This is a genomic window from Streptomyces sp. NBC_01408 (assembly GCF_026340255.1).
Lineage (GTDB): Bacteria > Actinomycetota > Actinomycetes > Streptomycetales > Streptomycetaceae > Streptomyces.
Genome location: NZ_JAPEPJ010000001.1, coordinates 2,143,686 through 2,167,973, shown reverse-complemented (window position 1 = coordinate 2,167,973; position 24,288 = coordinate 2,143,686). Strand labels below are relative to the sequence as shown.

The window sequence follows — 24,288 nt, the reverse complement described above, 5'->3', positions numbered from 1 at the left end:
TCAAGCATGACCGACGACTCTCTGACGCTGGTGATCGACGCCTTCGACGACCCGGCGACGCTCGATCCCCACACGGCGTTCGACACCGCCTCCCGGCACCCCCTGGTCAACGTCTACGACGGCCTGATGGAGATCTCCGCCGACCGCACCATCCAGCCGGCCCTCGCGGAGACCCTTCCCGTCGTCCGGCAGCACGGCTCGGAGTCCTGGGCGCTGATACCCGTGAAGAGCGGCATCCGCTTCCACGACGGGGCTCCGCTGCTCCTGGAGGACGTCGTCTACTCCCTGCGCCGGATGGCGATCACCGCGGTCGGACCGGCCTCCCTGTGGAGCGACGCACTGCTCGGCGAGCCTCTGTCGGACCTCGACGCCGAGGCCGCCCGGGCCATGGCCGAGCGCATCCAGGCCACCGACGACGGCGTCCTGCTCAAGCTGAGCCGGCCCTACAGCCCGCTGTCCGCGCTGCTGGTGGAATGGTCCCTGGTGACGCGCCGGGAATGGGCGGCGGCGCGCGGCGCCTGGGACGGCTCCCTGGCGTCCATCGGCCACGCGCCGGCCGCCGCGGGCGGAGCCCTCGACACGGAGGCCAACGGCACCGGCCCGTACGCGCTGACCGAATGGGACCGCGCGGAGCGGGTGCTCCGTTTCCAACGCAACGACGGCTACTGGAAGGACCTCGCCCGGACACCCGAGCGGGTGCTGCTCCGTTCCGAGGACGACCGGCGTACGCGGGAGAGCGAGCTGCTCGCCGGGCAGTGCGACTTCTCGGTCTGCCAGCCCGAATCCCGTGACCGCCTCGGTCAACTCGGCGGCATCGTGCTGGAGAAGCTGCCCGAGGAGTGGAGCATCACCCCCCTCGGGTTCATCAATCAGAACCTGGACCCGAAGTCCCCGGCGGTCGGTTCGGGAGAGTTCGGTCCGGACGGGATCCACCCGCGGGCCTTCTCCGACGTGCACCTGCGCCGGATGCTCGGCCATGCCTTCGACCACGCCCGCTACACCGAGGAAGTGCTCGACGGCGAAGGCCTGTTCCACCCCGTCCCCTTCCCCGCTCCGGCGCTGGCCGGCGGCGGCCGGCCTCCGGCGGACTTCGACCTGGAGCTCGCACGGAAGGAATGGGAGCTGGCCTGGGACGGCGAGGTGGCCCGCAAGGGCTGCCGTCTGGTGATCCACACCCACGAGGCGAACATCTCCCGGGTGCGGGCGGCGGAGATCCTCGCCGCGGGACTGCGGCAGATCGACCCCAAGCTGACCGTCGAGATCGAAGCCATGGACTTCGTCACCCTCGTGGAATCGCTCTACGCCGGCCTCAGCCCCGTCACCTGGTCCGGCTGGTCCGCGGACTTCCCCCACGCGCACACCTTCTCCTCCGCACTGCTCGACGCGCGGGCGCCGCTCCCGCACACACTGGGTCTGACCGACCCGAAGCTGGCGGCGCTCCTGGAGCGGGCACGGCAGGCCGAGCCGGGTGCCGAGGAGGACGTCTACCGGGAGATGGCCGACTACTGCCGGGAGCAGGCCCTCTTCCTCTCCGTCCCCGGCAAGATCAGTTACATGACGTACGCGGACCGCTGGGAGGGAGTCCGCCTGAAGAACGAGATGGGCAACATCCTGGACTTCACCAGCTTCCGCCTGCGTGAGACCGCACAGCCCCCGGCACGTTCATGAAGCTGTGGGGCGCCTACCGGGAGGTGCTCAAGGAGCGCGACTTCCGGCGCTACTTCATCGGTGAGGGCATCTCCAGCGTCGGTGACGCGATGAGCGACATCACCATCGTGATGCTCGCGGTGAGCCTGGTCGACAAGGGCGACCGCCCGATGGGCATCGCGGTGGCCGCGGCGTCCTACCTCGTTCCCAGCGTGCTGACCGGAGTGCTGCTGGCCCGGCGCATCGGACACATCAGTGGGCGCACCCTGCTGCTCGTGGACAACCTCTGGCGGGGTGTCCTGCTCGGCCTGGCCTCCGTACTGGCCGTCACCGAGCAGCTGAGCTTCGCCGGGTGCGTGGCGCTGCTGGCCCTGGCCTCGGTCACCCGCCCCCTGGGAGGGGCGGGGACCCGGGCCATCGTGGTCCAGCTGATCCCCGCCGAGAAGCTGTTCGCCGCCAACTCCGTGATCGGATCGGCGACTCAGGCCGCCTCCCTGATCGGTCCGGCCGGCGCGGGCCTGACCATCGCCTGGCTCGGTCCCGGAACCGCGCTCGGCATGGACGCGTTGAGCTTCCTGCTTTTCGTCGGCCTCCTGCTGCGGATCCGCCCACCGCGCCGGACCGCGGTCCCGCCTTCCGACGACGTGGCCGCCGCCTCGGAGAGCGACCCGCGCAGGGCTCCGACCGGCCTGCGCAAGCTGCTCGGGATCCGCCAGGTGGGCACGGTCTTCGGACTGACCGCCGTCTTCTACCTGCTCTACGGGCCCTTCGTCGTCGGCCTGCCGCTCCTGATGGACGAGCGGGCCGGCGGTCTCGCCCCGGCCACCGCGCTGGGCGCGCTGTGGACCTCGTTCGGCGTGGGAGCCATCGTGGGCGGACTGGCCGCCGGGCGGATGACCACCCTGGTGCGGACCCGGGTGGCGGCGCTGAGCGCGGCGGGCTGGGGACTGGCCATGACGGCGGTGGCGCTGCCGGCGCCGCTGATCGTGGCCGGGCTGGCGATGTTCGCCGGAGGACTCGTCTACGCCCCCTACGGATCGATCGTCAGCACCATCCTCCAGCGGGAGCTTCCCGACCACCGGCTCAACGAGGCCAGTTCGTACTACATCTCGATGACCAACATCGCCGTGCCGGCCGGCACCTTCATCGGCGGTGTCTCGGTGGGCTGGCTGGGAGCGGGGCAGAGCATCCTGGCCGCCGGTGTGCTGCTGACCGCCGTGGCACTGCTCGTGTGGGCGATGATCCGCACGGCCGATCGCGCCGCACCGAGGGAACAGCAACCGAAGGAGCAGACGGTATGACCGACCCGCCGCCGGGCACCAGGCACTGGTACGAGGACGTGGTACGCCGGGACCGGACGTCGTTGCGGGAACCGGCCGACGGGGCCGTGCCCTACGGGGAGGCCGTCCGTCTGCCCACGGACGCGGACTCCGTCACCGACGAGGAGTTCCACGACTCGGAAGCACCGGTCTACGACGCCTACGGCGAAACCCCGCGCACGGAGGTGTCGGAAGCCTGGCTGCTGGACTGGGTGGCGCAGGAGGTCCCGGACGGGATCACCGTGGACCTCGGTACCGGCACCGGCAGGGTCGCGGAGCGGCTGGCCGGGCCGCGCAGGCGGGTCATCGCGGTGGACCGCTCGCGGAAGATGCTGGAACTGGCCCGGCACAAACTCCCGGCGGCCCACGCGGTGGCGCTGCGGGCCGACGTCCGGGAGCTGCCACTGGAGGACGCCTCGGTGGACGCCGTGGTCTGCTCCGGGGTCCTGCACCACCTGCCGCAATGGCCGGCGGCGGTGGAGGAAGCCGCCCGCGTGCTCAAGCCCGGTGGGAAGCTCCTTGTCCGGGAACCCAACGAGGCGTACGCCGGGCAGCTCTTCGAGCCCTTCGAGCGCCTGATGGAGCTGGCCGCCCGCAAGCTCGGCGGCGACAGGGGCGACGGCGGCGCGGCGGCCCCCGGTGCGTCGGGCCCTGATGCGTCCGCGGAGCCGGAGGGGCTTTCGCCGGTCGAGCGCCCGATTTCCCCGGACCGGCTGATCGAGGTGGGGCGCTCTGCCGGATTCCGGGTGGACCGGACCGGGTCCGCCATGTTCTTCGGCTCCCTGGGCATACCGGGTGACTCCCCCGTGCAGAGGCTCTACTTCGAGCCCGCCAACCTCGTGGACCGGTTCGCGCTGCGGTGGACCGGCCACCACCGGGGCGCCCTGTTCCTCGCGGTCCTGACCCGTACGGGCCTGAGTCGGGCCTGAGTCGGGCCTGAGCGGGTCAGGGCCGGGCCGTACCCACGCGTCCGGGCAGGGGGGAGCCCCGGCACCTGGGGGGGATAGGTGCCGGGGCTCGTCAGGGGGGTGCTGCGGGCCGCTCTAGGCCACGGCGTCGAAGCCGGTGTCGCGGGCCATTCGCTTGAGCTCCAGCAGGGCGTGCTTCTCGATCTGGCGGATCCGCTCGCGGGTCAGGCCGTGCTGCTTGCCGACCTCCGTGAGGGTCCGCTCGCGGCCGTCCTCGATGCCGTACCGCATCTTGATGATCGACGCGGTGCGCTGGTCGAGCTTGCCCAGCAGGTCCTCCAGCTCCTCGCTGCGCAGCAGGGAGAGGACGGACTGCTCGGGGGAGATCGCGGAGGTGTCCTCCAGGAGGTCACCGAACTGCGTGTCGCCGTCGTCGTCCACCGACATGTTGAGGCTGACCGGGTCGCGCGCCCAGTCCAGGACGTCGCCCACGCGCTTCTCCGTCGAGTCGAGCTCGGCGGCGATCTCCGCGTGCTCCGGGTCCCGGCCGTGCTCGCGGTTGAACTCGCGCTGGATGCGGCGGATCCGGCCGAGCTCCTCGACCAGGTGGACGGGGAGGCGGATGGTGCGGGACTGGTCGGCGATGGAGCGGGTGATGGCCTGGCGGATCCACCACGTGGCGTACGTGGAGAACTTGAAGCCCTTCGCGTAGTCGAACTTCTCGACCGCGCGGACCAGGCCGGCGTTCCCCTCCTGGATCAGGTCGAGCAGCGGCAGGCCGCTGCGCGGGTAGCGGCGGGCGACGGCCACGACGAGGCGGAGGTTCGAGCGGATGAAGACTTCCTTGGCGCGCTCGCCTTCGGCGGCCAGCGCCTCCAGCTCCTCGCGGGCCAGGGTGTCCCCGTCGCGCTCTATTGCGCCGTCGAGGATCTGCTGGGCGTACACGCCCGCCTCGATGATCTGGGAGAGCTCCACTTCCTTGGCGGCGTCGAGCAGCGGGGTGCGCGCGATCTCGTCCAGGTACATGCCGACCAGGTCGCGGTCTGCGATCTCCCCGCCCACAGCGCGACTGCTCGTGGACTGACGACGGGCGACGGCGCGGGTTGCCATGCGTGCTCCCTTGCGATGAGTTCGGTCGCGTCCCCGGACACTCTCCCGAGTGCCCGCTTCCGAAGGAAACAACGACTGGAAACGGGACAGAATTCCCACGTCGGTCCCTCTTTTTCGAGATCTTGCAGTATCCTGCCCCGCCATCGCCCGGCAACGGAGGAGGCCCAATGTCGCAAGAACCCGAAAGCGTGCAGGTCAGGACCGGGACAGAGGCCGATCTGGAAGGCCTGACGGAGTTGTACAACCACTACGTCCGTGAGACCGCCGTCACATTCGACACGGCGCCCTTCAGCCCGGAACAGCGCCGCCCGTGGCTGCACTCCCACCCTGAAGACGGGCCGCACCGGCTTCTGGTTGCCTGGACTGGCGATCGAATAGCCGGATACGCCACAAGCAGCACATTCCGCCCGAAACCGGCGTACGCAAGTTCGGTGGAGGTCAGCGTCTACCTGGCCCCGCACGCGGTGGGCCGCGGCATCGGGGCCCTGCTCTACGACGCCCTCTTCGCGGCGCTCGCCGACGAACCCGTGCACCGGGCGTTCGCCGGCATCGCCCTGCCGAACGAGGCCTCGGTACGCCTGCACGAGCGCTTCGGCTTCCGCCGGGTCGGGGAGTTCACGGAAGCGGGGTGGAAGTTCGGCCGCTTCTGGGACGTGCGGTGGTACGAGAAGCGGCTGGGGCACCACCCGTCCGAGTGAGGGAGTGGCATATCCCAGCGGCATAGGACCTCACCTCCCTAGCGTCGGGGAGTCGCTTGTGCCGCCCGGTCGGCGACGCCCACACTTAGAGGAGGTGCTGCACATGACCGCTCTCGCCCACGAGACGCTGGAGGCCGTAATGCCGAAGGTCGCGACTCCCCCGTCGGACCTGGACGACGTCCTGTGGCAGGCATGGAAAGCCATGGAACTCCCCGAGGGCTACCACGCCGAGATCGTCGAGGGGTTCATCGAGGTGTCACCCACGGGTCGCTACTCACACGGCCGGATCGCCAATCGCCTGCGGGACAAGCTGGTCGTCTTCCTCGCACAGGGCGAGTTCGTCGCCCGCCAGGACATGAACGTCATCCACAAGCGCAAGGTCTGGATCCCGGACGTCTTCATCGCCTTGGAGGACGCCGAGGAGCACATCACCGAGGACGGTCTCGGAATCGACGCCTCCGCCGTCCAGCTGATCGTCGAAGTCGTCTCCCCCGGCAGCGACAGCATCACGCGCGACCGCACCCGTAAGCGGCGCGAATACGCACGCGCGGGCATTCCCGTCTACGTCCTCATCGACGACTTCGACGAGGGCGGCACCATCACCGTACTGAGCGCTCCAGACCCCGAGGCGGCCGTCTACGACGACGAGGTCAGGGCCGCCTACCGATCCGGCGCCACCATCCCCGAGGGCCCCGCCAAGGGGTTCACCATCGGCGAGGAGATCACCGGGGCATCGCGGAACCAGGCCTAACCGAACTGGAGCGAGCGCTTCGAGAGGCCCATCCAGAAGCCGTCCACCGTGTCGCGACGGGCGGTGAGGTCGCCGGAGGCTTCGGCCGCGCCGAGGGTGACGAAGAGCGGGGCGAAGTGTTCCGTACGGGGGTGGGCCAGGCGGCCCGAGGGGGACTTGGCCTCGAAGTCGAGCAGGGAGTCCACGTCGCCGGCCACGAGGGCCTCGTGCCCCCAGGCGTCGAACTCCGCGGACCAGGCGGGCACGCCCGCGTGCCGCAGTGCGGCCAGGTTGTGGGTGAAGAAGCCGCTGCCGACGATCAGGACCCCCTCGTCGCGCAGGGGTGCGAGCTTGCGGCCGATGTCCATCAGGCGGCTCGGGTCCAGGGTCGGCATGGATATCTGGAGCACCGGGACGTCGGCCTCCGGGAACATCTCGACGAGGGGGACGTACGCGCCGTGGTCGAGGCCGCGGTCGGGAATGTCCTGGACCGGGGTGCCGGGGGCCTGGAGGAGACCTCGGACCGAGGCGGCGAGACCGGGGGCGCCCGGGGCCCCGTAGCGGACCCGGTAGTAGTGCTCGGGGAAGCCCCAGAAGTCGTGGACGAGCGGGACGGGCTCGGTGGCGCCGAGGGCGAGCGGGGCCTCCTCCCAGTGGGCGGAGACCATCAGGATCGCGGTGGGGCGGGGCAGGGACGCCGACCAGGCGGCCAGCTCGCCGGGCCAGACCGGGTCGTCGGCGAGCGGCGGCGCTCCGTGGCTGAGGTAGAGCGCCGGCATGCGGGTCCCCTGCGGGGTCGCGCCCGTCGAGGTCAGGGGGGTGGGGGCCGGGGTCATCGGGCACTCCTCCGTCGTCGGTGCAGGGCTGCCTCGAAAAGACTAACCCCGCTTGGTTCAAATTTGAACCAAGCGGGGTGTTCAGTCATTCCCGTGCGGGCGCCCCGTCAGTGGGCGATCACCGGAACCTTGAATTCGGCCTCCTCGGAGCCCGCGGCGACCGGGCTGCCTGCGCCCGGCTTGCCCGTGGTGATCAGGGTCAGGGCGATGACCGAGCTGGCGACCAGGATGCCGACCGCCCACCAGATGGCGGAGGCGTAGCCCTCGACCATGGCCTGGGCCTGGATCAGCTGGGCGGCCGCGCCGCCCCCGGCGGCCCCGGCCGCGTGATCGGCCAGGTACGCGGTGGTCGCCGAGGCGGCGATGGTGTTCAGCAGCGCGGTGCCGATGGCGCCGCCGACCTGCTGCGAGGTGTTGACCATGGCGGAGGCGACTCCGGCGTCGGCCGGGTCCACCCCGTGCGTGGCCAGGGACATGGCCGGCATGAACGCCGTACCCATGCCGAGGCCCAGGAGCAGCTGCGCGGGCAGGATCAGCGCCGGGTACGAGGACCCGACCTCCAGCTGGGTCAGCATCAGCATGCCGAGGGCGGCGACCAGGAAGCCCGGGCCCATCAGCAGGCGCGGCGCGACCCGGGTCATCAGGCGGGCGCCGATCTGGGTGGAGCCCGCGATCATGCCGACGATCATCGGCATGAAGGCGAAGCCGGTCATGACGGGCGAGTAGCCCTTCACGATCTGGAGGTAGTAGGTGAGGAAGAGGAACAGGCCGAACATCGAGATGACGGCCAGGCCGAGCGAGAGGTAGACACCGCCGCGGTTGCGCTCCAGCAGGACGCGCAGCGGCAGCAGCGGGGACTTCACCTTGGACTCGACGAAGACGAAGGAGGCCAGCAGCGCCACCGAGGCGATGAACATGGCCACGGTCACGCCGTCCGACCAGCCCGCGGACTCGGCGCGGGTGAACCCGTACACCAGGGCGACCAGGCCGAGCGTGGACAGGACCACGCCGGGGATGTCGAGCGGCGCGCGGTTGCGGCCGCCGGCGGGCTCGCGGATGACCATCCAGGCGCCCACGGCCGCGACGATCGCGAACGGGATGTTGACGAAGAAGGTCCAGCGCCAGTTGAGGTACTCGGTGAGGAAGCCGCCGAGGATCAGGCCGACGGCGCCGCCGCCGCCCGCGATCGCGCCGTAGATGCCGAAGGCCTTGGCGCGCTCCTTGGCGTCGGTGAACATGACCGCCAGCAGGGAGAGGGCCGCCGGTGCGAGCAGTGCGCCGAAGGCACCCTGGAGGGCGCGGGCGCCCAGCATCATGGCCTCGCCGTTCGCGGCGCCGCCGAGCGCGGAGGCCAGGGCGAAGCCGATGAGTCCGACGACGAAGGCGTTCTTACGGCCCCACTTGTCGGCGATGCGGCCGCCGAAGAGGAGCAGTCCGCCGAAGGCCAGCGCGTACGCGGTGATGACCCACTGGCGGTTGCCGTCCGAGATGCCGAGGTCGGTCTGGGCGGAGGGGAGGGCGATGTTCACGATGGTGGCGTCGAGGACGACCATCAGCTGGGCCAGGGCTATGAAGACGAGTGCCTTCCAGCGGCTGGGATCCGCAGCCGGCGGCGCTGTCGCGGCTGTTTTTGGCATGGGGGTACCCACTTCACTGTGCGGAATGACTGAATTAACCGGAAAACAAGATATTTAAGAAGCCTGGGTGAGTCATGTGGTTTTATGCCGCAGCCCGTCGAGGGTGGCGGCCGAACCGGGCAGCACCGAGCGGGCCGGGGCCCGCAACCCGTCGAGGAACAGCTGGAGATGGCGGTGGACGAAGCGGTCGGCCTCGAGGCAGCCGAAGCCGGGGAGGGGGCGGCTGAGCTGGGACAGGGCGACCATCAGATCGCCGACGCCGATGTCCGAGCGGATCAGTCCGGCGTCCTGGCCGGAGGTCACCATGGTCTCGACGGCCCCCTCCAAGGCCTCGCGCGCGTCGAGGAGTTCGGGGTGGTCCCGGTCGAAGCCGTCGCCGAGCATCGGGCACAGGGCGCCGATGCGCTCGTCCGCGGCGGTGTGCGTGAAGCGGCACAGCGCGGCAAAGGCGTCGGGCTCCTCGGCGAGGGCCGCCTCGGCCGTGGCCGTGACCCGGCCCATGACGAACAGCACCACGTGGTGGACGAGGGCGCCCCGGTCGGGGAAGTGACGGTAGAGGGTGGCGTTGCCGATTCCGGCCCTGCGGGCGACCTCGTCGAACGGGGCACCGGGGCCGAACTCCACGAACACCTCACGGGCCGCCGTCAGGATGCGCTCGCGGTTGCGCACCGCATCGGCGCGCGGCCGCGGGACGCGCGAGGGGGCGCCCGGCTCCACGGTCTGCGCCGGGGCGGGCGCGGCCGCCGGGGCGGTACTGACGGAGCTCTTCATTCCCGGGGCCTCCTCGGCGGCACGTGTGGCCCGCCCAAACGGGGAGCCGATCCCCACTTCGCGGGACTCACGTACAAACGGGGATCGGGTCCCCGGTTATTTCACTCCCCCGTGTGACCTGAGTCACGGCGGTGTGCACGTTCGGCCTCTCCCGGCGCGCGGGCGCGCCGCAGCCGTCGGAGGGTGGGCGAACAGAGCGCAGACCGGGCCCGGCCGGCTGCCGCGGACTCGAGGGCGATCTCCATGCTGCAGACCCGCCACCGGATACGCACACCCCGCCGCACCGGCGCGTACATCGGCCTGACCGCGCTGGCCCTCGGCGTCACGGCGACCGCGAGCACGGGGATATCCAACCGCGGCCACTCGGCGGCCGGGCCCGTGGCCACGACCGCCGAATCGGCGCTCGCGCCCTGCCGGATCGCCGGCACGATGGGCGTGCAGATGTCCGAGGGCCTGCCGACCCCGCCCGGGTACTCCCGCTCGACCGGCGAGGTCCGGGCACTGAACCTGATGATCGACTTCCCCGACGCCAAGGGCGAGGGCACGGCCCTGGACCGGATGGCGGAGTTCTTCCCCCAGACCTCCGACTGGTTCCGGACCAGCTCCTACGGCCGGCTCAGCTACCGGGCCGAGGCCCCGATCAAGACCTGGCTGCGGATGCCGATGCCGTTCGCGGCGTACGGCATAGAGCGCGGGTCCCCGTACGAGCCCGGCTACCGGCAGCTCGTCGAGCACATCGCGAAGGCCGCCGACTCCGAGGTGGACTTCAGCCGCTACGACCTGATCAACATCCTGGTCACGCCGAACGCCGGGCCGTCCGCCCTGGACACCGTCCTGTCGGTGACCTTCTCGGGCAACAGCGAGGCGCCCGTCGCCGACGGGGTCCCCCTCGCCAACACGTCCTTCGTGTACAGCCGGCAGGACGACGGCTCCGGCACCTACCAGGAGACCGGCTACCGGGTGCTCCCGCACGAGAACGGGCACGTCTTCGGACTGCCCGACCTGTACACCTCCGAAGGCGGGGGCGCCGTCGGGCACTGGGACATCATGAGCGAGGACTGGGGCTCCAACAACGACCTGCTGGGCTGGCACAAGTGGAAGCTGGGCTGGCTGGACAGTACGCAGATCAGCTGCGCGGCGAAGTCCGGGGCCAGCGACCACGTCCTGTCGCCGCTGGCCGTCGGCGGGGGCACGAAACTGGCCTTCGTACCGCTGTCGGAGAGCGCCGGCTACGCGGTGGAGGTGCGCACCCAGGCCGGGAACGACGAGTCCGTCTGCAAACCCGGTGTCCTCATCTACAAGGTGGACTCCGACGTGGACACCGGTCAGGGCCCGGTGACCGTGTCGGACAGCGCGGGCGCGAGCGGCGGCTGCACGCGGCGGCCCAATGTCCACGCGGAGCTTTCGGACGCGCCGTTCCGGCCGGGCGAGACCTTCACCGACGAGAAGACGGGCATCAGCGTCGCGGTGGTGGGCGAGCTGCGCAACGGCAGCTTCCAGGTCCGCATCATCCGTCCCTGACCGGGCCCCTGGCGATGGCCTTCGTACGATGCTCGGCATGATCCCTCCAGAGAGCATCCGTCCCTTCCGGATCAGCGTTCCCCAGGCCGATCTGGACGACCTCCACGAGCGCCTGGACCGCACCCGGTGGCCGGCGGAGATCCCTGGAGCGGGATGGGCGTACGGGGTACCGGGAGACCATCTGAGGGAACTGGTGCAGCACTGGCGGCACACCTACGACTGGCGTGCCGCCGAGGCCCGGCTCAACGCGTGGCCGCAGTTCACCACGGTGATCGACGGGGCGGACGTCCACTTCGCGCACATACGCTCCCCGGAGCCGGACGCCACCCCGCTGCTCATGACGCACGGCTGGCCGGGCTCGATCGTCGAGTTCGCCGAGGTCGTCGGCCCGCTCACGGACCCGGCCGCCCACGGCTGCGACCCGGCGGACGCCTTCCACGTGGTCCTGCCGAGCATCCCCGGCTTCGGGCTGTCGGGGCCGACGCGGGAGACGGGCTGGGAATTCCGCCGGGTCGCGGCCGCCTTCGCCGAGCTGATGAAGCGGCTGGGATACGAGCGCTACGGAGTCCAGGGCGGCGACTGGGGTGCGGCCATTTCGCGCGAGATCGGACGCACGCGGCCCGAGGTGATCGGCGTACACCTGAACCTGATTCCTAACTCCTACATGACGGAGGAACCGGACGACCTCTCGGAATTGTCCCCGGAACAGGCCGCCCGCACCCGGGAATCCTGGGAGCGCTTCAAGGAATGGACCCGCGACAAGCAGGGGTACGCGGACATCCAGTCCACCCGCCCCCAGACCCTCGCCTACGGACTGACGGACTCCCCCGTCGGACAACTCGCCTGGATCTCCGAGAAGTTCCACGAGTGGACGGACGCGCCCGTCGACCGGGACCTCCTGCTCACGAACGTGATGCTGTACTGGCTCACGGGCACGGCCGGCTCCTCGGCCCGCCTCTACTACGAGCGGGCCCACGCCGACTACTGGGGCGCGCCCCCGGAACCGTCGAAGGCCCCCACCGCCCTGGCCCACTTCCCCCGGGAGAACTTCGTCCTGCTGCGGCACCTCGCCGAGCAGACGAACAACATCGTCCAGTGGACCGACTACGACCGGGGCGGCCACTTCGCCGCCATGGAACAGCCGGACCTCCTGGTCGGCGACATCCGCACCTTCTTCCGGACCCTCTGACGCCTACGCCGCCGGCTCGGCCAGCCGGTCGAGGCGGTCACGCTGGCCGGCGGTCAGCTGGAGCCGTTCCGCGGCGAGGTTCTCCTCCAGGTGGCCGATCCGGGCGGTGCCCGGGATGGGGAGGACGACCGGCGAGTGGCCCAGGAGCCAGGCGAGGGCGACCTGCGTGGGGGTGGCACCCGCCTCGGCCGCCACGGCGGCGATCTCGGCCCTCGCCCCGGACTCCCCCCAGGCGACCGGGCGCCACGGCAGGAACGCGATCCCGGCCGCTTCGCACGCCGCGAGCACGGGCTCGTGCTCGCGGTCGAGCAGGTTGTACCGGTTCTGCACGCTGGCCACGTCGACGATCTCCCGCGCCTGGCCGAGTTCACCGACACTGACCTCGGACAGCCCGATCCGGCCGATCTTGCCCTCGGCGCGCAGGTCCCGCAGGGTGCCGACCTGGTCGGCGAGCGGCGTCTCCGGGTCGATCCGGTGCAGCTGGAGCAGCTCGATCCGCTCGACGCGCAGGCGGCGCAACGCCTGCTCGACCTGCTCCCGCAACACAGCCGGCCGCCCGTCCAGCTTCCACTCCCCCGCCGGCCCCGACCGGGCGACGCCGACCTTGGTGGTGACCAACACGCCCTCCGGGTAGGGGTGCAGGGCCTCGGCGAGCAGCTCCTCGTTGGCCCCGCCGCCATACATGTACGCGGTGTCGATCAGCGTGACGCCCAGCTCGACGGCCCGCCGCGCAACCGCGACGGAACCCTCTCGCCCCGGCCCCGGCCCGGTCGGCAGGTGCATGGCCCCGAACCCGAGCCGCCGCACTTCCAGATCCCCGCCGATGAGAAACACAGTCGATGCCATGGCCCGTATCCTCCCCCTCGTCCAAGCAGCAACGCTAACAGGGCAGTTGGAGAAGGGCAGGCGCGCCAGGGAGTGGGTGTCGGGGATGCCGGTCTCAGGCCAGTGCCGTGGCGGTCTCGGGGGCCGTGCGGCGGGCCACCAGCGAGGCGCAGACCTCCCCGGCCCGGACGGCGGCCATCGACAGGAGGTTGCCGGTGATGCCGTGGGTGTGCTCCGTCCCGCCCTGGAGGTAGATCGCGGCCTCCAGCTCCGGGGCGGTGTCCACCCGGTAGTCGCGCCGGATCCGCAGCCGTCCCCCACCCACACCGACGCAGCCTCCGGGACCGCAGAAGGCGACGCCCGCTCCCCCGAGAACTGAGCCGCGGAGCCCCGCCCTGATCCGCTACCCTGTCCCTGGGCTGCCCTTGTGGCGGCCCAGGACCTTGCCGAGGCCGGCCGGAGACTCACGCGGAGTATCCAGCCAGGTCGCACGCAAGGCCCCGCCTTCGTAGCTCAGGGGATAGAGCACGGCTCTCCTAAAGCCGGTGTCGCAGGTTCGAATCCTGCCGAGGGCACGATCCGAGGGTCCTCGGCCGCATGCGGCCGGGGGCCCTCTTCGCGTGGAACGGGGCGGCGCCGGGCGCCCGTTGCGGCCATTGCGCCCGTTGCCGGAGCCGGGCGGCCGGGCGGCCGGGCCGGTGGCCTACGACGTCGGCGCGGAAGGCGCCGGCGGGGAGGCCGACTGGGCGGGGAGCGTGACGCGGGCCTCCGCGCCGCCCGTCGGGGGGTTGCGGAAGGCCAGGGTCGCGCCGAGGGCCCGTGCCTGGCCGTGGGCGATCGTCAGGCCCAGGCCGTGGCCCTTGTTCATGCCCTCCGTGCGGAACCGCTGCGGGCCGGTGGTCAGCAGGTACTCGGGGTAGCCCGGGCCCGCGTCGGCCACGGTCACCACGGCGCCGTCCACCGTGACCGTCACCGGGGCCGCGCCGTGCCGGTGGGCGTTGGCGATGAGGTTGCCCAAGATCCGCTCCAGCCGGCGCCGGTCCGTCTCCGCCCTGAGCCGGGAGAGCACCACCAGCCCGGTTTCCGTCCCGGAGCCGCGGACCGTACGCGCCGCGAGGTCGGCCAGGTCGTACGAGTCCAGCTCCACCCGCTCGCTGCCCGTGTCCAGCCGGGATATCTCCAGCAGGTCCTCCGTCAGCGAGCGCATCGCCCGCACCCGGTCCCGTACGAGCTCGGCCGGGCGGCCCGGCGGCAGGAGTTCCGCGGCCGCGTTCAGGCCGGTCAGCGGGGTGCGGAGCTCGTGGGCCACGTCCGCCGTGAACCGCTGCTCCGATTCGAGCTTGCACTGGAGCGTCGAGGCCATCGTGTCCAGGGCCTCGGAGACCGCCGCCACCTCGTCCTTGCTCCGCGACGCGTCGTTGACCCGCGCGTCCAGGTCCCCCGCGCTGATCCGGCGGGCCACCTGAGCGGTCAGGTGCAGTCGCCGCGTGATCCGGGTGACGACGAAGGCCCCCATCAGGAGGGTGCCGCCGATGGCCAGTACCGAGGAGCCGAGGATGGCGCGGTCCAGGTCGGCGATGATCCGCTCGCTGGCGGTGAAGTCGACCGAGGCGGCTATCGCGGTGTCGGTGTCGGCGGGCCCCGCCGCCCACATCGCCGACCGGCCCCGGTGCTGGCCGATGGCCGTACCGCGTTTGCCGCTCACCGCCAGGGCCCGCAGCTCCGGCGGCAGCCCTACGGGGTCGATTCCCTCGCCGCGCGGCAGGCGCGCGCCGGTCTCGTACGCCTTGACGGCCCGCTCCAGCTTGGCCAGCGCCTTCTCGCGCGCGGTGCCGACCGTCTGCTGGGTCATGGCGCTGTGCACGAGGCCGCCGAGGAGCGCGGCGAGCCCGCAGCACATGAGGGTGATGAAGACGGCCGCCTTCCAGGTCAGCGTCGCCGTCCAGGCGGGCAGGCGCATCAACGCGGCTCCGAGGGACTGCGGACGGTCTCCATCAGACGGGGCACCATGGCCTGCTGCTCGGGGAACCACGTCCACACGTCGCGGCTCTCGGTTCCCGGGAAACTGGTGGTCGACTGGATGATCAGGTCCCGTTCCGTCAGCTGCACGTCGATGACGCGAGCGGTGGTGTCCATGATCCTCAGCAGCCGGCCGTCGTCGGCGGTGTAGACGCGCAGGTTCAGGCGGTGCCCGGGCAGCTCGACGCCGAGGATCAGCTCGTCCCGGCCGTTGCCGGTCAGATCACGGTAGTGGGCGCGCCGTACGGGGCACCCGGCGGCCTCCGGTTCCTCGCAGGCGCGCAGTACGGCGCCCAGCTCGCCCCTGTCGCCCGACTGCGGGGCGCCGCCCGGCCGGAGGTCGGCCTTCAGCACGTCCACCGGCCGTATGTCGCGCAGCGCGCCCTTCCGTACGTCGAGGCCCGCGATCCGGACGGGCCCGTCGGGCCGCCGCACCCCCTTCGGCTCCGGCGGGGCCGGGGACCGCTCGGGCCACAGCCGGTGCGGCCCCTGAGCGCGGGGCGCGGACCGGCCGTGGTCGGTGACCTGGAGGCCGCCGCCGGCGTCGCAGCCGGCCAGCGGGAGGGCCGCGGCGGGCAGCAGCAGCAACAGGAGGAGGGCGGGCAGCCGCCCGGCTGCCGTCTTGGGCTTCACGCCGTCATTCCACCAGGTCGGCGTAGAAGATCACATTATTCGTGCGGTGGCCGTCCTTGATCTCGCCGCCGCAGGTCAGAAGGCGCAGCTCGGAGCGGTTCGTGTCCCCGTAGACCTTGCCGGTCGGGAAGTCCTTCTTGTTCACGTCCTCGATCTCGCGGATCTTGAACTTGGCCGTCCGCCCGTCCTCGCGCGGCACCTCGACGAGGTCTCCGAGCCTGACCTTGCCGACGTCCTTCATCAGCGCCGGCCCGTGCCTGGTGTCGAAGTGCGCGACGAGCACCGCGACCCCCTTCTCCCCCGGGGTCACGCCCTGGGTCCACCAGCCGGGGCTGTTCGCGTCGGTGTCGGCGTCGGGCACGCCGAGCTCCCCGGAGGCCGGGTCCACCGCGAGGTCGACCATCCCCGTGGCGTCCACGCCCGCCGAGGCGATCTTCATGCCCGTCGGCTTCGACGGGGGCAGCGACAGGTCGCCTCCGGTGACGGGAGCCGGGGCCGCGGTGCTGCCGACCTTGGGGTCCGCCGCCGGCTTGACGCCCCCGCCGCCCCCGCCACCGCCCCCGCAGGCGGCGAGGCCGCAGGTCACGGCGACGGCGAGGGCGGTGACGGCCGCCGCGCGGCGGGCTCGGACGAGGGTGCGGGTCATGGGTTACTCCGGACGGACGGGGCGACGGCGGCACGGGGCGTGGACGGGCAGGGGCGTGGACGGGCAGGGGGCAGGGGGCAGGGCAGAAGCGTGGACCCCTCCCCCGACGCTACGAGGGCCGTGTGTGGGTCGTCCGTCGACGGTGTAACGGTTGCCCGGCTGCTCCCCCACGAAGACGTCAAGGCCCGGCAGCGGGCAGACGAAAGCCCTCCCGGCCGGAGCCGGAAGGGCCGCGTCATCTCGAATGCCCGCCTCGCGACAGGATCAGCTGAGGCCTCTGCTGCGCTCACCGATCCGGTCGCCCTGCGGGGTACCGGCCCGCTTGAGCGCCGCCTTGGTGTGCGCTCCGCCCTTGACCTTGCTCCGTACCGGACCCTCGAAGCCGTGGCCCTGCGTACGCGGCAGCTGGATCTGCTCCTGAGTCTTCGCGATGACCGCCCGGACGTCCTGCTTCTGCTCTTTGCTCATCCCGTCGTCAACTCCTTCGGGAAGCACCCAATCGGACTACTTGGGATCGTATGCATATATACGGAACAACGCACCTGGACCGGACCGTAAAGAATTCCGGATCAAGGACGCGGCGGTGCCGGCCGCGCCGGGGGCCCCAGCAGCTGGTGGACCAGCTCCTCCGGGCAGGGCGTCCCCCGCGGCAGCTGGTACTTCGCCGCCACCCGGTACTCCCCCGGAACCGGCGCCAGCAGCTCCGTCCACACATCGCCCGTCTCGTCCGGGGCCGCCTTGAACAGGCACCCGGCGGTGTTGGCGTACTCCTTCGGGAACGTGCTCGCCACCCCGTCCCCGCCCCCGCCGCGCGCCTTCGACGCGAAGGTCTCCTGCGGCGGCGGCACGGGCTTGCCCGCCCCGTCCACCAGCCCCAGCCACGGCGAGTGCGGGATCCGCACCAGCACCCGGCCGGCCTCCTTGACGTCGACGACCATCTGGTCGGCCCCGGCCCGCACCACCGTCGCCGGCCCGGCCACCAGGTTCGTCGGCTCGTGGACCTTGAACAGCTGCCAGTTCGCGTCGCCCCACACCTGCTGGAGGTACGGCAGCCCCTCGCGCACCAGTTTCGCCTCGTCCTTGCCGCCCGAATCGGGTTTGTCGGCGGGCAGCACCACGTAGTGCACGGCCCAGCGCTCCAGCCAGGTCCGGTAGCTGTCCGCGGTGAGGGTGTCGTCGTAGAAGAGCGGGTTCCGCTCCAGGTCGGCCTGCCGGTTCCAGCCCCGCGCGAGGTTCACGTACGAGGGGAAGGCCGAGGACTCCCGGTGGCTGCTCGCCGGGACCACCTCCACCCGCCCGCGCTCGGCGCCCGCCTTCTGCAGCTGGTCCACGAGCGGCGCCAGCTCCCGGCTCCAGGCGGCCCTAGGGGTGGTACGCACGATGTCGGTGATGCTGTTGGTGGTGATCCAGGCATTCAGCCCGACGAAGGCGAGCAGCACCGCGTACCAGCGGCGCGAGCGCGGGACCTCGTACGGGAGGGCCGCCAGCAGCACGGCCCCGCCGAAGAGCATGACCAGCCGGGTGACGTTCGAGCCCACCTGGGAGTCGATCGCCCAGGTCAGGTAGGTGCCGAAGGCGTAGACGGCCGCGGCGATCCGGACGGTCTTCCACCGCTTCGGCACGAGAAAGAAGATCAGCACCCCGAACACGAACGGCAGCCACGCCGAGCCCAGCTTCATCGGCTGCGTCCCCGAGAACGGGAACAGCCAGGCCGACAGCCCGACCACCGCCGCCGGGGCCAGACCCAGCGCGTACGCGCCCGGGCGCCGCCCGCTCAGGAACAGCGCCGCCGCGATCACCCCGAGGAACAGCCCCGCGACCGGGCTGGAGGCCGTCGCGAGCGCGGCCAGCGGGGCCGCCGCGGCGGCCTTGGCCCACCGCCGCTCGGCCCACCTGCGCGGCCAGCAGAAGACCGCGGCCACCGCGCCGAGCGCGAACATCGCGCCGAGGCCGAAGGTGACCCGGCCCGACAGGGCATTGCACAGCAGCCCGAACACCCCGGCCAGCGCCGGCCACAGCGGCTCGCGCACGGCCCCCCGGCAGCGGGTCAGGACCAGCGCCAGCAGCCCCGCCGAGACCGTGCCGGCGACCATCATGGTGGTGCGGACACCGAGTACGTGCATCAGGTACGGCGAGACCACGCTGTACGAGACGGGGTGCATGCCGCCGTACCACGCGAGGTTGTACGCCGAGTCGGGATGGCGCCCGACGAACTCGGCCCACGCGTCCTGCGCGGCGAGGTCGCCGCCGCTGTTGGCGAAGCTGAAGAACCAGACGACGTGCAGCACCCCGGCCAGCGCGGTGGCCACGACCACCGGATGCCGCAGGGCCCACCGCAGGCCCCGAGCCCGTATGCCGGCGGGGGCCTCGGACACACCGCCGGGGCCGTCGGCGAGCGCCGACGGGCCCGGTGTCCCGCCTCGGACCTGACTCCGGCCCTGCTGCTCAGCGGTGGTCACAGCCGCACTCCCCAACACCTGAATCCGCACCCGCGTCCCGCATGCCAGGACGCGCTCCGGCGCCCCGGGGTTGCCCGGGGCGCCGGTTCCACGCTCTCACCTCATCCGGAGGTCAGCCGACGCGCGTCAGCTTGCTTCCGATACCCGGCGCGGCCAGATCGCTCTGCAGCGCCACCGGCACCTTCACCTGACTGGCCCCCTCGCCGACGGTCAGCAGGCCGATCTCGGTGCCGGCCTTCGCCGTCTGCGGGATCTTGCTGCCGCCGTCGGTCAGCTTGATGTCCACCGTCAGCCCGGCCCAGCCGACCGCCTGCACGTCGGCGGTGGCGACGACCGGCGTACGGCCGCCGAGCCCGTCGTCCACGTACCCGACGACCGCGCCCTTCTTCACGACGGGCGCGCCTTCCAGGGACTTCTGGGTGGCGATCATCAGCTGCTTGCTCGCGGCGAGCACGCTGTCGATGATCGGCGGCTTGTGCTGGCCGAGGACGGCTCCGACGATCAGCTGGTTGGTGTTGCCGATCTTCTTCTGGGCGGCGAAGAGGAGGTTTCCGCCGGCCTTGGTCGTCGTACCGGTCTTGATCCCGAGCGAGTCGTTGTACGGGACCAGGCCGTTCCAGTTCCGCCACTCCTTGCCCGACGGGTCGATCCACTTGGGCTTCTTGGTGATGTCGAGCAGCGTCTCGAACTCGACGAGCTTGAGCCCCAGCTTCACCTGGTCCTCGGCGGTGCTCACCGTGGTCGCGTCCAGACCCGAGGGGTCGGTGTACGTGGTGTTCTTCATGCCGAGTTCCTTGGCGGTGTCGTTCATCTTCTTGACGAACGCCTCCTGGGAACCGGAGTCCCAGCGCGCGAGCAGCCGCGCGATGTTGTTGGCCGACGGGATCATGAGCGCGGCGATCGCGTCGTACTCCGAGATCTTGTCGCCCTCCTTGACCGTGTCGAGGGTGGACTCGTTGTCGGTCGAGTTGTTCTTCTTGCCCTCGGTCTCGGCCGTCTTGTCGACGTCGATCATCTGCCCCTGCTCCCCCTTCTTGATGGGGTGGTCGCGCAGGATGATGTACGCCGTCATCGACTTGGTGACGCTGGCGATCGGTACGGGCTTCTGCTCGCCGGACTGGCCGAGCGTGCCGAGGCCGGCCGCGGCCATGTAGGCCTGGCCCTCGGTGGGCCAGGGCAGCTCGGGCTTCGAGCCGCCGAAGGTGTACGAGGACTTCTCGGTCATCACGAGCTTCGGCTCGGGCAGCGGGCGCACCAGCTGCACGACGGCCAGGACGACGGCCAGGAGCACGACGAGCGGCGCGTAGATCTTGACCCGCCGCACCGCGGTACGCATCGGGCTCGGCGGCGGGGGCGGGTTGTTCGTGAGGTCCGCCAGCATGTCGAGCGGCGGCTTGGGCGGCAGCGGCTGCTGGGTGGTCCGCTCGGGGGAGTCGAACACGGACCTGGCGGCCGGGGCGGGGGCGGGCTTGGGCGCGGGCTTGGGGGCGGGCGCGGGCCTGGCTGCCGGGGCGGGCGCGGGCTTGGGGGCGGGCGCGGGCGTGGCTGCCGGGGCGGGCGCGGGCTTGGGGGCGGGCGCGGGCGTGGCTGCCGGGGCCGGGGCGGGGGCCGGGGTGGGCTTGGCTGCCGGGCCGGTGGCCGGGGTGGCGGGCTTCCGGTCGGCGGGGTGCACCCCGGGGCCGGTGGGAGCCGTCTTCGGCTTCTGCTCGGCGTCGGGCTTCGGGGGCACGTCATCGGTGCGCAGCGGCACGAAGGTACTGGCCTTCGGCGGCGCGCCCTCCGGCTTCACGGCACGGAACACCGCGGTGCGCTCACTGTCGCCAGGCTCCGCCTCGCCCGCCGAAGCGGAACCGGCAGCGGCGGCCGTGGCGCTGGGCTTCACGGCACGGAACACCGCCGTGCGCTCACTGTCAGCGGGCTCCGCGTCGCCCGGCGAAGCGGAACCCTGCGCCGCCTTGTCGGCGGGCTTATCGGCGGGCTTCTGGGCGGGCTTGTCGGCGGGGGCGGGCTTCTGGGCCACGGCATCCGCCTTCACCGCCCGGAACACCGCCGTCCGCTCGCTGTCGGCGGTCTCATCCGCAGTGGGAGCGGCGGGCGTGGCGCCGGGCTTCACGGCACGGAACACCGCGGTGCGCTCACTGTCGCCAGACTTCGCGTCGTCCACCGAAGCGGAACCGGTAGCGGCGGGGGTGGCGCTGGGCTTCACGGCGCGGAACACCGCGGTGCGCTCACTGTCGCCAGGCTCCGCCTCGCCCGCCGAAGCGGAACCGGCAGCGGCGGCCGTGGCGCTGGGCTTCACGGCACGGAACACCGCGGTGCGCTCACTGTCGCCAGGCTTGGCATCGTCCACCGAAGCGGAACCAGCAGCGGCAGGCTCGGCGGTCGGCTCGGGATCGGCCGGCGCAGCTGAATCCTCGGCAGCGGCGGGCTCGGCCGATGCCTCGGCAGCGGGCGCCTCGGAACCGGGCGCCTCGTCCGGCTCCTCGCCGGAGGCGGCTTCGGCTTCGGCCTCGGTTGTCGCGACCCAGGCCGCCACCGCCTCCCGCAGCGGATCCCGTTCCGCGGACTCGGCGCCGGCCTCTGCTTCGGCTTCGGCTTCGGCTTCGGCTTCGGCTTCGGCTTCGGCTTCGGCCACAGAGCCTGCCTCGGCCTCGACGTCGGCATCACCGTCGGCCCGAGCTCCCGACTCGGACTCGGACTTGGACTCGGCGCCCGAGCCGGACCCGTCCTCCGGATCCCTCGGCCGGAACACCGACAGCCTCGGGTCACGCTCCGCGGAGGACTCCGCATCTACCGACTTCTCGGGGGACTCGCCCGCCACCAGTTCCTCCTCGATCGCCGCCACGTCCGGCTGTCCGAATGTCTAACAGTGTCCCGTCTAGGGGGCATCGCCCCCGTGCTAGACGAGAACGACATAGCTGCGGGTTCCCCCACAAAGCGGCCACGCGCTCTCGACAGATGAATGTGAGAGGCGTCACCCTGTCACTCATCCACGCGGGGAGGCATGGATGGGCAGGAGCCGCAGAACAATTCCGGAGGAGCTTCTGCTGCTCGCCTTGGACCCGGCCACGGGTACCACGGCGCAGCCGCAGTCGCTCGACCTCGGCCTGGCCGGGGCACAGCTAGTGGAGCTGGCTCTGGCAGGACGGATAGCCCCTGATGGGGATCGTATCGCCGTGGTGATGCCACGGCCGACAGGAGATCCGACTCTGGACTCCGCACTGGAACTGCTGCGCAGGCGCGGCAGTCCGGTACGGGCCGTCCACTGGATCGGTGGACCCCGACTGGGGCTCCGCCAGATTTACCTCGCTCACTTGGAGCGCTGCGGCATGGTCCATGCCGTCGCGGGACAGATGTGCGGGGTGCTGCCGACGACTCGCTACCAAGCGACCGACACGGCGATCAGCCGGGAGATCCGTGCCCGGCTCGACAGTGCGATCCGCACCGGCGTACCGCCGGACCCGCGGACCGCGGCGCTTGCCGCACTGGCCCACGCGGTCGGACTCGGCAAGCACCTGTACCCCGGCAACGAGGGGCGGTCGTCCAGGTCCCGGCTGCGGGACCTGATCCGGCACGACCCGATGGGCGGACTCGTGGCGCACGCCGTGATGGACGTCCAGAACGGTGTGGCCGCACAGCCACGCCGCGACCGCGCACCGGCACCGCCCGCCCGGGCCACGGCAAGCGGGGTTCCGCTCCAGCCGCGCCGGACGGGTGCGATGGCCCGCGCGGCCGCGCACTGATCGACCCGCAGCACCCGTACGGCCGCAGCACTCGTACGACCCGCAGCACCGCACGACCGCACCACCAGGCTCGGATCCACAGCTTCATCGCAACGCCATCGCCGTAACCGACGTCCGTAAAGACCCGGTTCGGGAGCCGCCAGCGCGCGGGGTGGTGCGGCCGGTCCGCCGGTCGCACCGCCCCGCGCGTCTGTTTTTCCCGGCCGTTCCCCAGCGGCGCCGCGCCCTTCGGTGGCAGTCTGCTCAGCATCAGACACGCAGAGAGACAGAAACAGAAGAAGGCGGAGGTGCCGTTCACGTGGCGTCCAATGTCAATCCCACCGTCCGACGCCGCCGACTGGGCATGGAATTGCGCAAGCTGCGCGAGGACAAGGGCATGACGGCCGAGCAGGTCGCCGAGCGCCTCCTCGTCTCCCAGTCGAAGATCAGCCGACTGGAGAACGGCCGCCGCTCGATCAGCCAGCGCGACGTCCGCGATCTGTGCGACGTGTACGAGGTCGAGGACCGGAGGCTCGTCGACTCCCTCATGCAGATGGCGAAGGACTCCCGCCAGCAGGGCTGGTGGCACGCCTTCGGCGACATCCCGTACAGCGTCTACATCGGCCTGGAAACGGACGCCGCCAGCCTGCGCACGTACGAACCCCTGGTGATCCCCGGGCTGCTCCAGACCACGGAGTACGCCCAGTCCCTCGTCCGCGGCGCGTGGCCCGAGACCGCCCCGGCCGACGTGGACAAGCGCGTCCAGGTCCGGATGCACCGCCAGAAGCGGCTCTCCGAAGCGGACAACAACAACCCGGAACTGGGACCGCTGCGCCTGTGGGCGGTCATCGACGAAGCCGCGCTGCGCCGGCAGGTGGGCGACGCGCAGTTGATGATCCGGCAGCTGCAGTACTTGATAGAGCAGTCGGAGCAGCCCCACGTCACGGTGCAGGTCATGCCCTTCTCGCTGGGCGCCCACCCCGGGGTCAACGGCCAGTACGCCATTCTGGAATTCCCGGACGCCTCCGACTCGACCGTCGTCTACATCGAAGGCGTGACGAGCGACCTGTACCTGGAGAAGGCCAACGACGTTCAGAAGTACAGCGTGATGTACGAGCACCTGCGCGCACAGGCTCTCAATGTCGACCAGACCCGGAACTTCATTTCCGACATCATCGAGCACTATGCGGGCGAGGCGAGGTAAATCCGGAGAGTTCGGGCCGGCCGGGAAGGCGGGGCCGCACGGTACACCGTCAGTACCCGGCCACAGAAGGCCTGAATGGAATATGCCACTCGGTCGGGTGAATGGCCTCTGCTCCCCTCCGGAGCTGCGGGTAGCGTCGATCACGTCGGCCGGAGAAATGGCCGGCACGACACCGGAACTACTCGCTGAACCGGAGAGAAACATGGCTATTCGCCAGGGCGCCACGGTCAACTGGGTCAAGTCCTCCTACTCTGCCAACGGCGCCTGCGTCGAGGTCAAGTCCCCCGTCACGGAGGCCATCGCGGTCCGCGACTCGAAGGTGCAGGACGGTCCGTCCCTCACTTTCGCGCCCGGCTCCTGGACCTCGTTCGTCGCCGACGTCACCGAGGGCCGGCTGGGACGCATCGCCTGAGC

General features: G+C 71.4%; 21 protein-coding genes, 1 tRNA gene and 1 pseudogene. 11 read left to right on the top strand and 12 right to left on the bottom strand.

Features of this window, described 5'->3' with window-relative positions; genetic code table 11:
- The first annotated feature begins 6 nt into the window (after window positions 1–6).
- From OG447_RS10145 to OG447_RS10135, 3 genes are read left to right on the top strand one after another with little or no spacing between them, the layout of a single operon-like run.
- The gene (locus tag OG447_RS10145; protein WP_266936153.1) at window positions 7–1,668 is read left to right on the top strand and encodes an ABC transporter substrate-binding protein; all 1,662 of its coding nucleotides are present in this window, start codon (window positions 7–9) and stop codon (window positions 1,666–1,668) included.
- The gene (locus tag OG447_RS10140; RefSeq protein ID WP_266936152.1) at window positions 1,665–2,948 is read left to right on the top strand and encodes an MFS transporter; all 1,284 of its coding nucleotides are present in this window, start codon (window positions 1,665–1,667) and stop codon (window positions 2,946–2,948) included. Before OG447_RS10145 ends, OG447_RS10140 begins: the two co-directional genes overlap by 4 nt.
- Window positions 2,945–3,895, top strand: a complete 951-nt coding sequence (locus OG447_RS10135; RefSeq protein ID WP_266936151.1) for a class I SAM-dependent methyltransferase — start codon at window positions 2,945–2,947, stop codon at window positions 3,893–3,895. The genes OG447_RS10140 and OG447_RS10135 overlap by 4 nt, the downstream gene beginning before the upstream one ends.
- Before the next feature lie 114 nt (window positions 3,896–4,009).
- Here OG447_RS10135 and OG447_RS10130 read toward each other — a convergent pair whose 3' ends face one another.
- Window positions 4,010–4,984 (bottom strand): RNA polymerase sigma factor RpoD/SigA, encoded by a 975-nt coding sequence (locus OG447_RS10130; RefSeq protein WP_266936150.1) that lies wholly within the window; start codon window positions 4,982–4,984, stop codon window positions 4,010–4,012.
- Between the two features lie 167 nt (window positions 4,985–5,151).
- Between OG447_RS10130 and OG447_RS10125 the strand changes: the two genes are divergently transcribed.
- Window positions 5,152–5,682: a GNAT family N-acetyltransferase gene (locus OG447_RS10125; protein WP_266936149.1), complete on the top strand. Its 531-nt coding sequence runs from the start codon at window positions 5,152–5,154 to the stop codon at window positions 5,680–5,682.
- Window positions 5,683–5,785: 103 nt separating this feature from the next.
- Window positions 5,786–6,433, top strand: coding sequence for a Uma2 family endonuclease (locus OG447_RS10120; RefSeq protein WP_266936148.1), 648 nt, complete (start codon window positions 5,786–5,788; stop codon window positions 6,431–6,433).
- Here OG447_RS10120 and OG447_RS10115 read toward each other — a convergent pair.
- From OG447_RS10115 to OG447_RS10105, 3 genes are all read right to left on the bottom strand, one after another.
- Complete coding sequence (locus tag OG447_RS10115; protein ID WP_266936147.1) at window positions 6,430–7,248, bottom strand: dioxygenase; 819 nt, start codon at window positions 7,246–7,248, stop codon at window positions 6,430–6,432. The two genes, OG447_RS10120 and OG447_RS10115, sit on opposite strands and share 4 nt — an antisense overlap.
- Before the next feature lie 107 nt (window positions 7,249–7,355).
- Window positions 7,356–8,885, bottom strand: a complete 1,530-nt coding sequence (locus OG447_RS10110) for an MFS transporter (RefSeq protein WP_266936146.1) — start codon at window positions 8,883–8,885, stop codon at window positions 7,356–7,358.
- Between the two features lie 72 nt (window positions 8,886–8,957).
- A complete protein-coding gene (locus tag OG447_RS10105; RefSeq protein ID WP_266936145.1) occupies window positions 8,958–9,656 on the bottom strand; it encodes a TetR/AcrR family transcriptional regulator in 699 nt (232 codons plus the stop codon).
- 243 nt (window positions 9,657–9,899) lie between these two features.
- On the opposite strand from OG447_RS10105, the gene OG447_RS10100 reads away from it, so the two are divergent.
- Window positions 9,900–11,177, top strand: coding sequence for a M6 family metalloprotease domain-containing protein (locus OG447_RS10100; RefSeq protein WP_266936144.1), 1,278 nt, complete (start codon window positions 9,900–9,902; stop codon window positions 11,175–11,177).
- A gap of 37 nt (window positions 11,178–11,214) precedes the next feature.
- Window positions 11,215–12,366, top strand: a complete 1,152-nt coding sequence (locus OG447_RS10095; RefSeq protein ID WP_266936143.1) for an epoxide hydrolase family protein — start codon at window positions 11,215–11,217, stop codon at window positions 12,364–12,366.
- A 3-nt stretch (window positions 12,367–12,369) separates the two neighbouring features.
- Here the strand turns inward: OG447_RS10095 and OG447_RS10090 are convergent, their stop codons facing one another.
- Both OG447_RS10090 and OG447_RS10085 read right to left on the bottom strand, forming a co-directional pair.
- Entirely contained in the window at window positions 12,370–13,212 is an 843-nt protein-coding gene (locus tag OG447_RS10090) for an aldo/keto reductase (protein WP_266936142.1), read from the bottom strand.
- 94 nt (window positions 13,213–13,306) lie between these two features.
- A pseudogene (locus tag OG447_RS10085) lies at window positions 13,307–13,501 on the bottom strand (L-lysine 6-monooxygenase); the annotation flags it as partial.
- Between the two features lie 192 nt (window positions 13,502–13,693).
- Here OG447_RS10085 and OG447_RS10080 point away from each other — a divergent pair.
- Window positions 13,694–13,766: transfer RNA gene (locus tag OG447_RS10080), tRNA-Arg, on the top strand.
- Window positions 13,767–13,894: 128 nt separating this feature from the next.
- On the opposite strand, the gene OG447_RS10075 is transcribed toward OG447_RS10080, so the two are convergent.
- The 6 genes from OG447_RS10075 to OG447_RS10050 all read right to left on the bottom strand — a co-directional run bounded on the left by OG447_RS10075 (window position 13,895) and on the right by OG447_RS10050 (window position 21,793).
- A complete protein-coding gene (locus OG447_RS10075) occupies window positions 13,895–15,151 on the bottom strand; it encodes a HAMP domain-containing sensor histidine kinase (RefSeq protein ID WP_266936141.1) in 1,257 nt (418 codons plus the stop codon).
- Window positions 15,151–15,843, bottom strand: a complete 693-nt coding sequence (locus OG447_RS10070; protein ID WP_266936140.1) for a hypothetical protein — start codon at window positions 15,841–15,843, stop codon at window positions 15,151–15,153. The genes OG447_RS10075 and OG447_RS10070 overlap by 1 nt, the downstream gene beginning before the upstream one ends.
- 4 nt (window positions 15,844–15,847) lie before the next feature.
- Window positions 15,848–16,489 carry a sortase gene (locus tag OG447_RS10065; protein ID WP_266936139.1) on the bottom strand — a complete coding sequence of 214 codons (642 nt, stop codon included), beginning with the start codon at window positions 16,487–16,489 and terminating at the stop codon, window positions 15,848–15,850.
- A 264-nt stretch (window positions 16,490–16,753) separates the two neighbouring features.
- Window positions 16,754–16,957, bottom strand: coding sequence for a hypothetical protein (locus OG447_RS10060; protein ID WP_266936138.1), 204 nt, complete (start codon window positions 16,955–16,957; stop codon window positions 16,754–16,756).
- A gap of 101 nt (window positions 16,958–17,058) precedes the next feature.
- The gene (locus OG447_RS10055; protein WP_266938817.1) at window positions 17,059–18,843 is read right to left on the bottom strand and encodes an MFS transporter; all 1,785 of its coding nucleotides are present in this window, start codon (window positions 18,841–18,843) and stop codon (window positions 17,059–17,061) included.
- 217 nt (window positions 18,844–19,060) lie between these two features.
- Window positions 19,061–21,793 carry a D-alanyl-D-alanine carboxypeptidase gene (locus OG447_RS10050; protein ID WP_266936137.1) on the bottom strand — a complete coding sequence of 911 codons (2,733 nt, stop codon included), beginning with the start codon at window positions 21,791–21,793 and terminating at the stop codon, window positions 19,061–19,063.
- A 163-nt stretch (window positions 21,794–21,956) separates the two neighbouring features.
- On the opposite strand from OG447_RS10050, the gene OG447_RS10045 reads away from it, so the two are divergent.
- The 3 genes from OG447_RS10045 to OG447_RS10035 all read left to right on the top strand — a co-directional run bounded on the left by OG447_RS10045 (window position 21,957) and on the right by OG447_RS10035 (window position 24,286).
- Complete coding sequence (locus OG447_RS10045) at window positions 21,957–22,691, top strand: GPP34 family phosphoprotein (RefSeq protein WP_266936136.1); 735 nt, start codon at window positions 21,957–21,959, stop codon at window positions 22,689–22,691.
- Between the two features lie 298 nt (window positions 22,692–22,989).
- Complete coding sequence (locus tag OG447_RS10040; protein ID WP_266936135.1) at window positions 22,990–23,874, top strand: helix-turn-helix transcriptional regulator; 885 nt, start codon at window positions 22,990–22,992, stop codon at window positions 23,872–23,874.
- 202 nt (window positions 23,875–24,076) lie between these two features.
- Complete coding sequence (locus tag OG447_RS10035; RefSeq protein ID WP_266936134.1) at window positions 24,077–24,286, top strand: DUF397 domain-containing protein; 210 nt, start codon at window positions 24,077–24,079, stop codon at window positions 24,284–24,286.
- The last annotated feature ends 2 nt before the right edge of the window (window positions 24,287–24,288 follow it).